Raw genomic sequence first — 8,637 nt, 5'->3', positions numbered from 1 at the left:
GCTGTCAGCTGTCAGCCGTCAGTCGTTGGGCCCCCCCCCCCCCCCCCCCCCACCCCCCGGATCAACCGCCGGGGCGGCCCCCCCCCCCCCGGGGTTGGTGGGGAAGCCCCCCCCCCCCCGCCGGGGCGGGGGGGCGGGTGTCGTACGGGCGGGCCGCCCCCCGGCGCCCCGCCACCCGAAACGCCTACAGCACCCGCGTCATCGTCCGGTGCGGTATCCCCGCGTCCTCGTACACCGGCCCCTCGGCCACGTACCCGAGCCGCTCGTAGAACCCGAGCGCCTGCACCTGGGCGTGCAGCTCGACCTCCACGCCCCCGCGCTCGGCCGCCACCGCCTCGATCGCCCGGACGAGGTCCGCCCCGAGCCCGGTCCCCCGGGCCGCCGCGACGACCGCGAGCCGCCCGAGCAGCACCCGCCCCTCGACGCCGCCGGTCAGCTTCCTCGCCTGTTCACCGAAGATCAGCCGCCCGGTCCCCAGCCCGGCCCCGTCGGCTCCGGCGGCCAGCAGGTGCACCGAGGTCGCGTCGTACTCGTCGTACTCCAGCTCCTGCGGCACGTCCTGCTCGACGACGAACACCTCGTGCCGGACCGCCCGCACCAGTTCCAGGTCCGCCTCGTCCCCGGCGACCCGGATCACGGCAACGGCCACCTCAGCTCTCCGCCGCGATGATGTCCAGCGCCTTCCGCAGGTCCGCCGGGTACTCGCTGGAGAACTCGACCCACTGCCCGTCCGCCGGGTGCTCGAAGCCGAGCGAGACCGCGTGCAGCCACTGCCGGGTCAGCCCCAGCCGCTTGGCCAGCGTCGGGTCGGCGCCGTACGTGAGGTCGCCGACGCAGGGGTGGCGCAGCGCGGACATGTGGACGCGGATCTGGTGGGTGCGCCCGGTCTCCAGCTTGATCGCCATCAGCGACGCGGCCCGGTACGCCTCGATCAGGTCGTAGTGGGTGACGGACGGCTTGCCGTCCCGGGTGACCGCCCACTTCCAGTCCGAGCTGGGGTGCCGCCCGATCGGCGCGTCCACCGTCCCGCTCAGCGGGTCCGGGTGGCCCTGCACCAGCGTGTGGTAGCGCTTCTCGGTGATCCGGTCGTGGAACTGCCGCTTGAGGTCGGTGTACGCGCGCTCGGACTTGGCGACCACCATCAGCCCCGAGGTGCCGACGTCCAGCCGGTGCACGATGCCCTGGCGCTCGGCGGCGCCCGAGGTGGAGATCCGGTACCCGGCCGCGGCCAGCCCGCCGATCACGGTGGGGCCGGTCCAGCCCGGGCTGGGGTGCGCGGCGACGCCGATCGGCTTGTCGACCAGCACGATGTCCTCGTCCTCGTGGACGATCCGCATGCCCTCGACCGGCTCGGCGACGATCCGCACCGGGGCGGCGGGGGCCGGGATCTCGACCTCCAGCCAGGAACCGGCGGTCACCCGGTCCGACTTGCCGGCCACGGCGCCGTCGAGCGTCACCTTGCCGTCGGCGGCCAGCTCGGCGGCCTTGGTCCGGGAGAAGCCGAACATCCGGGACAGGGCGGCGTCGAGACGCTCGCCCTCCAGGCCGTCGGGAACGGGGAGGCTGCGGATCTGCGCTGCGGTACTCACCCGTACGAGTATGCCGGAAACGCGGCCCGCCCTTGCCGCCGGTCACCCGGGGCCGGGGCCCGGAGCGGGGACGGGGCCGGAGGCGGGCCCGCTTTCCGCCCTATTCCGGCTTCCCGGCCTTCTCGACCTGCTGGTGGACGGTCCCGTCCGGGTTGCTGCCCCGGAAGGAGAGCAGCACCACCAGGATCCCGCCGCAGACGATCGCCGAGTCCGCGAGGTTGAAGACCGCGAAGTGCTGGACGGAGATGAAGTCCACCACGTGCCCGCGGAAGACGCCCGGCGAGCGGAACAGCCGGTCGGTGAGGTTGCCGAGCGCCCCGCCGAGCAGCAGTCCGAGCGCGAGCGCCCAGGGCAGGCTGTACAGCCGACGGGCGATCCGCCAGATCACCACGATGACGGCCGAGGCGATCATCGTGAAGACGACGGTCAGCGCCTGCCCCATCCCGAAGGCGGCGCCCGAGTTGCGGATCACCTGGAAGGTGACCACGTCCCCGATCACCTTGATCGCCGCGTGGTTCTCCAGCCGGGCGACCACCAGCAGCTTGCTGCCGAGGTCGATCAGGAACGCGAGCACCGCGACGACCAGCAGCACGCCGACCCGGCGCGGGCCCTTGGGCCGCTCGGCCGCCGCGCCGTCCACGGACGCCGTCTCGGTCGGCTCGGCCACGGGCACCTCCACGACATCGGCGGGGGACGGGACTGCGTCGTCCCGGGTCTGGGGGGAACCTTGCGTACTGATGATCCGCTCCGCTGCCGATGGAGCTCCCCCACTGCGCGGGAGGGGGAGGGTGGTGGGCCGGTCACGGCCTGCCCGCGTCCGGGGACGCGTCAGACGACGTTACTCAGGCGACGTTACGGGGTCGAGCGTACGGCAAGCCCGACCCCCCACGTCGCCCTGGTCACCCGGTTCAGCGGCGCTCCTGCTTGGCCTTGCACTGCACACAGAGCGTCGCCCGCGGGAAGGCCTGCATCCGGGCCTTGCCGATGGCCTGTCCGCAGGACTCGCAGGTGCCGAAGCCGACTCCCTCCAGCCGCTCCAACGCGCGCTCGGTCTGGGCCAGGCTGTCCCGCGCGTTGTTGGCCAGCGCCAGCTCGCTCTCCCGCGAGATGTTCTTCGTACCGGCGTCCACCTGGTCGTCGCCGGCTCCGTCGTTGGAGTCGCGCATCAGGCCGGAGATGGCGGCCTCGGCGGCGTCGATCTCGTTGCGGAGCCGCTCCAGCTCACTGATCAGCTCGTCGTGCAGCTCGTGGACCTCCTCGGCGGTCCACGCCTCCTCGCCGGGCCGGACCGGCAACGTGGCCGGGTCCACGGACTCGGCGCCTCGCGGCACGGTGACGGTGTCGGTGCTGGTCTTAGGTGCGGTAGTGGTCACGGTCCCCTCCCCTGGATCGACCGCCACGGCCTTGCGTGCCCGCTTGGTGGCGGTGCCCGCGCCGGTTCCCTTCTCAGCCATGGCTTTCGACCCCATCTACGAACGAATCGAGCCGCCGGTTCCCGGCGGCCTCCAGTGCCGGAACGATAATCCCGATCAAAACCGGTCACAACATGACATACCGACGCCCCATAACGTTCCCACCCAGGCAGCCGCCCCAACCGTCACGCCCCGTGCGCTCAGAGATTTGTGCCCAGATCACCCCCTCCTAACCACCCCCGCCGAAGCCCCCCGGACCGCCCGCCCGAAACGCTTTGGACAAACCGACGCGCCCGGCCGATACACTGGCCCTGCAAGGCGCAGATGGGACGAGTACCGACGTACGCAGCCACCAGCGACCCGGGGACGGTGTGAGCCCGGGGGCGTGCACGACGGGAAGATCACCCCGGAGCCGCCGGAAGAACGGCCACCGCACACCGAGCGCGGCGGCCCACTAGACCCGGCAGCAAGCCCAAACAAGAGGGCCGCGAACGCAGCACCGCGGCCAAGGAGGGTGGTACCGCGGGGCGGCCAGGCCGTCTCGTCCCTCCGGAGGATCCAGTCCCAGCATCCGCCGGAGGTAGACGCCCGCGATGAACTCCTACAACCCCGTTCCCGCGCAGGTGGACCTGCCTGCCCTGGAGCACCGGATCCTGTCGTTCTGGCAGGACAACAAGATCTTCCAGCGCAGCCTGGAGCAGTCCGAGGGCCGCCCCGAGTGGGTGTTCTACGAGGGCCCGCCCACCGCCAACGGCATGCCCGGCGCCCATCACATCGAGGCCCGCGTCTTCAAGGACGTCTTCCCGCGCTACCGGACCATGAAGGGCTACCACGTCGCCCGCAAGGCCGGCTGGGACTGCCACGGCCTGCCGGTCGAGCTCGCCGTCGAGAAGGAGCTGGGCTTCTCCGGCAAGCAGGACATCGAGGCGTACGGCATCGCCGAGTTCAACGCCAGGTGCCGCGAGTCGGTCACCCGCCACACCGACGCCTTCACCGAGCTGACCACCCGGATGGGCTACTGGGTCGACCTCGACGAGGCCTACCGGACGATGGACCCGTCCTACGTCCAGTCCGTGTGGTGGTCGCTCCGGCAGATCTTCGACAAGGGCCTGCTGGTCCAGGACCACCGGGTCGCCCCCTGGTGCCCGCGCTGCGGCACCGGCCTGTCGGACCACGAGCTGGCCCAGGGCTACGAGACCGTGGTCGACCCCTCGGTCTTCGTCCGCTTCCCGCTGACCAGCGGCCCGCTGGCCGGCCAGGCCGCCCTGCTGGTCTGGACCACCACCCCGTGGACCCTGGTCTCCAACACCGCCGCCGCCGTCCACCCGGAGGTCACCTACGTGGTGGCCACCGACGGCACCGAGAAGCTCGTCGTCGCCGAGCCGCTGGTCGCCAAGGCGCTCGGCGAGGGCTGGGAGACCACCGGCGAGTCCTTCACCGGCGCCGAGATGGAGCGCTGGGCCTACCGCCGCCCCTTCGACCTGGTCGAGATCGAGAACGCCCACTACGTCCTCAACGCCGACTACGTCACCACCGAGGACGGCACCGGCATCGTCCACCAGTCCCCCGCCTTCGGTGCGGACGACCTCGCGACCTGCCGCAGGTACGGCCTGCCGGTGGTCAACCCGGTGCTCGGCGACGGCACCTTCGCCCCCGAGGTCCCGCTGGTCGGCGGCCAGTTCTTCAAGAAGGCCGACGAGGCCCTGGTCGCGGACCTCAAGGAGCGCGGCCTGCTCTTCCGCCACCTGCCGTACGAGCACAGCTACCCGCACTGCTGGCGCTGCCACACCGCGCTGCTCTACTACGCGCAGCCGTCCTGGTACATCCGGACCACCGCCGTCAAGGACGCGATGATCCGCGAGAACGAGGCCACCAACTGGTACCCGGAGACGGTCAAGCACGGCCGCTTCGGCGACTGGCTGAACAACAACATCGACTGGGCGCTCAGCCGCAACCGCTACTGGGGCACCCCGCTGCCGATCTGGCGCTGCGAGGAGGGCCACCTCACCTGCGTCGGCTCGCTGGCCGAGCTCTCCGAGCTCACCGGCACCGACCAGAGCGACCTCGACCCGCACCGCCCGTACATCGACGCGGTGACCTTCGCCTGCCGCGACTGCGGCGGCACCGCCACCCGCGTGCCCGAGGTCATCGACGCCTGGTACGACTCGGGCTCGATGCCCTTCGCCCAGTACGGCTACCCGTACCAGAACAAGGAGCTGTTCGAGAAGCGCTACCCGGCGCAGTTCATCTCCGAGGCGATCGACCAGACCCGCGGCTGGTTCTACACGCTGATGGCGGTCGGCACCCTGGTGTTCGACAAGAGCAGCTACGAGAACGTCGTCTGCCTGGGCCACATCCTGGCCGAGGACGGCCGCAAGATGTCCAAGCACCTGGGCAACATCCTCCAGCCGATCCCGCTGATGGACCAGCACGGCGCCGACGCCGTCCGCTGGTTCATGGCGGCCGGCGGCTCGCCCTGGTCGGCCCGCCGGGTCGGCCACGGCACCATCCAGGAGGTGGTCCGCAAGACCCTCCTCACCTACTGGAACACCGTCGCCTTCCAGGCCCTGTACGCCCGCACCTCGGACTGGGCCCCCTCCGCGGCCGACCCGGCCCCGGCCGACCGCCCGCAGCTGGACCGCTGGGTGCTCTCCGAGCTGAACACCCTGGTCCGCGAGGTCGACGCGGCCTACGAGGCGTACGACACCCAGCGCGCCGGCAAGCTGCTGTCCGGCTTCGTCGACGACCTGTCCAACTGGTACGTCCGCCGCGGCCGCCGCCGCTTCTGGCAGGGCGACGCCGCCGCGCTCGCCACCCTGCACGAGGCACTGGAGACGGTCACCCGTCTGATGGCCCCGCTCACCCCGTTCATCACCGAGCGGGTCTGGCAGGACCTGGTCGTCCCGGTCGCGCCGGACGCCCCGGCCTCGGTGCACCTGGCCACCTGGCCGGAGGCGGACGGGTCGCTGATCGACACCGAGCTCTCCCGGCACATGGCGCTGGTCCGCCGCCTCGTCGAGCTGGGCCGCGCGACCCGCGCCGAGTCGGGCGTGAAGACCCGTCAGCCGCTGTCCCGCGCACTGGTCGCCGCCCAGGGCTGGGAGGAGCTGCCCGCCGACCTGCGCGCGCAGATCGCCGAGGAGCTCAACGTCTCCACCCTGGAGTCGCTGGCGGAGGTCGGCGGCTCGCTGGTCGACACCAGCGCCAAGGCCAACTTCCGCGCGCTGGGCAAGCGCTTCGGCAAGGGCGTGCAGGACGTCGCCAAGGCGGTCGCCGCCACCGACGCCGCCCGCCTGGCCGCCGAACTGCGCGCCACCGGCGAGACCTCGGTCGAGCTGAACGGCGAGACGATCACCCTCTCTCCGGACGAGGTGATCATCACCGAGACCCCGCGCGAGGGCTGGGCCGTCGCCAACGAGTCCGGCGCCACCGTCGCCCTCGACCTGGCCATCACGCCGGAGCTCAAGCGCCTCGGCATCGCCCGCGACGCCATCCGCCAGATCCAGGAGGCCCGCAAGAACTCCGGCCTGGACGTCGCCGACCGCATCGTCCTGCGCTGGCGCGCCACGTCGGAGGAGACCGCCGAGGCCATCGCCGAGCACGGTCCGCTCGTCGCCGAGGAGGTCCTCGCCACCGACTTCGCCGCCGGCGCCGCCGACTGGGAGTCCGAGACCTTCGCCGACGAGTCGCTCGGCCTGGCCTTCCAGCTCCGCAAGGCCTGACCGACCCTCACGACCGCCGTCACCCCTCGGGGGTGGCGGCGGTTCGTCGTTCCCCGCGCCCCGTCCGCGCTCCTCGCCCCCCTTCCCGCGCCCACGCGCCCACGCGCCCGCACACAGAAGAGCGCCCCCTCCCCGACCCGAAGGTCGGAAAGGGGGCGCCCGAAAGGTCCTGCTACAACCTCAGTTGTCGCCGTCCTCGTCGATCAGGAAGCCCCGCATCGGCGCCGGAGCCTGCTGCATCGGCTGCGGCGGCTGCGGACGGACGGCCGCCATCGGCTGGGTCATCCCGGCCGGCTGCATCTGCGGCGCACCGCTGTTGCCACCGTTCGACTGCCCACCGAAGCTCGGCGCCGAGGAGCCGCCGCCGAAGGAGCCGTTCCCGCCGAAGGACGGCGAGCTGCCCCCGAAGGACGACTGGTTGCCACCGAAGCCCGGCGCGCCGCCACTCATCGCGCCGGCACCGGCCGGAGCCATCGACGAGGCCGCCGGCGGCAGCGACGCGGTGGCGGGGATCCGCGGCGGAGCGAGCGAGTCGTCGGCCTGCGACTCCAGCTGACGCAGCTGGGTCTCCAGGTACGACTTCAGACGCGTGCGGTACTCACGCTCGAACGCCCGCAGGTCCTCGACCTTGCGCTCCAACGTGGCCCGCGCGGACTCCAGCGAGCCCATCGCGACGCGGTGCTTCTCCTGCGCGTCCCGCTCCAGCGCGTCGGCCTTCGCACGGGCGTCGCGCTCCAGGCCCTCGGCGCGGCTGCGCGCCTCGCCGACGATCTTGTTGGCCTCGGAACGGGCCTCCGAGATCGCCTGGTCGGCGGTCTGCTGAGCGAGCGCCAGCACCCGGGCGGCGCTGTCGCCACCGGGACCCTGCTGCTGCATCGGGGCGCCCATCGGGTTGCCCATCTGCTGCGGGCCGCCCATCGGGCCACCCATCTGCTGCATCTGCTGCTGACCCATGCCCTGGCCCAGGCCCTGGCCCATCGGGTTGCCCATCTGCTGCGGGCCACCGGGGCCGCCCATGGGCTGGAGCATCTGACCGCCCATCGGCTGGACCAGCTGCTGCTGACCGCCCATGGTCTGGTTCATCTGCTGCTGCTGGCCACCGCCGGCCGGGAGCTGCGGCGGGGAGCCGGCCGGCAGGCCGAGGGGCTGATTGCCCATCTGCTGCTGGGGGCCGGGGCCCATCTGCTGCTGCGGGCCGCCCGGACCCATCTGCTGCGGGCCACCGGGGCCCATCTGCTGGGGGCCGCCCGGACCCTGCTGGCCGGGGACCGGCGGGCCGGATATGGCGGCGGGCACCGGAGCGCCACCCTGTCGGGGGGCTTCCTGCTGCGGCTCCTTGCGCAGGTTGGCCTGGTTCTGCGCGGCGGCACGAGTCGCGGCGGCCAGCTTGGCGCGCAGGTCCTCGTTCTCCCGGAGGAGGCGGGTCAGCTCCGCCTCGACCTCGTCGAGGAAGGCATCGACCTCGTCCTCGTCATAGCCTTCACGCAGGCGGACGGTCGTGAACTGCTTGTTCCGAACGTCCTCGGGGGTCAATGGCATCTCTTCACCTCAACGTGATCGTCGGCACACCGGCATCCTGTCGCATCGCTCACCTACGACTAGGGGTGCACAAGCGAGATCAGGACATACACAATGATCATCAGTACGAAGAAGGACAGGTCGAGCGCCACGCCCCCGAAACGCAACGGCGGAATCAGCCGCCGAAGAAGCTTGAGCGGCGGATCCGTGACAGTGTACGTGGCCTCCAGGACCAGGACCATGGCCTTGCCGGGCCGCCACGAACGCGCGAACTGGAAGACCCAGTCCATGACCAGTCGCACCAGCAGGAACACCAGGAAGACGGTCAGGGCGTAGTAGAGCACCGCCCACACGATGTCCATCGCGTTTCCCTCTCCCCGGTCCCGATCCCTCGGG

7 protein-coding genes are annotated in these 8,637 nt (G+C 71.9%); 1 reads left to right on the top strand and 6 read right to left on the bottom strand.

Annotated elements, in window-relative coordinates:
- Positions 1 to 184 precede the first annotated feature (184 nt).
- From ACFRAR_RS31320 to ACFRAR_RS31305, 4 genes are all read right to left on the bottom strand, one after another.
- Positions 185 to 649, bottom strand: coding sequence for a GNAT family N-acetyltransferase (locus ACFRAR_RS31320; RefSeq protein ID WP_380702335.1), 465 nt, complete (start codon positions 647 to 649; stop codon positions 185 to 187).
- Between the two features lies 1 nt (position 650).
- Positions 651 to 1,589, bottom strand: coding sequence for an RluA family pseudouridine synthase (locus ACFRAR_RS31315; protein WP_380702333.1), 939 nt, complete (start codon positions 1,587 to 1,589; stop codon positions 651 to 653).
- 100 nt (positions 1,590 to 1,689) lie between these two features.
- Positions 1,690 to 2,256 (bottom strand): signal peptidase II, encoded by a 567-nt coding sequence (lspA, locus tag ACFRAR_RS31310; RefSeq protein ID WP_380702331.1) that lies wholly within the window; start codon positions 2,254 to 2,256, stop codon positions 1,690 to 1,692.
- A gap of 241 nt (positions 2,257 to 2,497) precedes the next feature.
- Entirely contained in the window at positions 2,498 to 3,043 is a 546-nt protein-coding gene (locus ACFRAR_RS31305) for a TraR/DksA family transcriptional regulator (RefSeq protein WP_380702329.1), read from the bottom strand.
- 551 nt (positions 3,044 to 3,594) lie between these two features.
- On the opposite strand from ACFRAR_RS31305, the gene ileS reads away from it, so the two are divergent.
- A complete protein-coding gene (gene ileS, locus ACFRAR_RS31300) occupies positions 3,595 to 6,723 on the top strand; it encodes an isoleucine--tRNA ligase (RefSeq protein ID WP_380702326.1) in 3,129 nt (1,042 codons plus the stop codon).
- Between the two features lie 180 nt (positions 6,724 to 6,903).
- Here the strand turns inward: ileS and ACFRAR_RS31295 are convergent, their stop codons facing one another.
- Entirely contained in the window at positions 6,904 to 8,262 is a 1,359-nt protein-coding gene (locus ACFRAR_RS31295) for a DivIVA domain-containing protein (RefSeq protein ID WP_380702323.1), read from the bottom strand.
- Between the two features lie 59 nt (positions 8,263 to 8,321).
- Positions 8,322 to 8,603, bottom strand: coding sequence for a YggT family protein (locus ACFRAR_RS31290; protein ID WP_030060143.1), 282 nt, complete (start codon positions 8,601 to 8,603; stop codon positions 8,322 to 8,324).
- Between the last annotated feature and the right edge of the window lie 34 nt (positions 8,604 to 8,637).

Origin of the sequence: Kitasatospora sp. NPDC056651 (genome assembly GCF_042792155.1) — a bacterium.
Classification (GTDB): Bacteria; Actinomycetota; Actinomycetes; order Streptomycetales; family Streptomycetaceae; genus Kitasatospora.
This window is presented reverse-complemented; position numbering and strand designations above follow the sequence as displayed.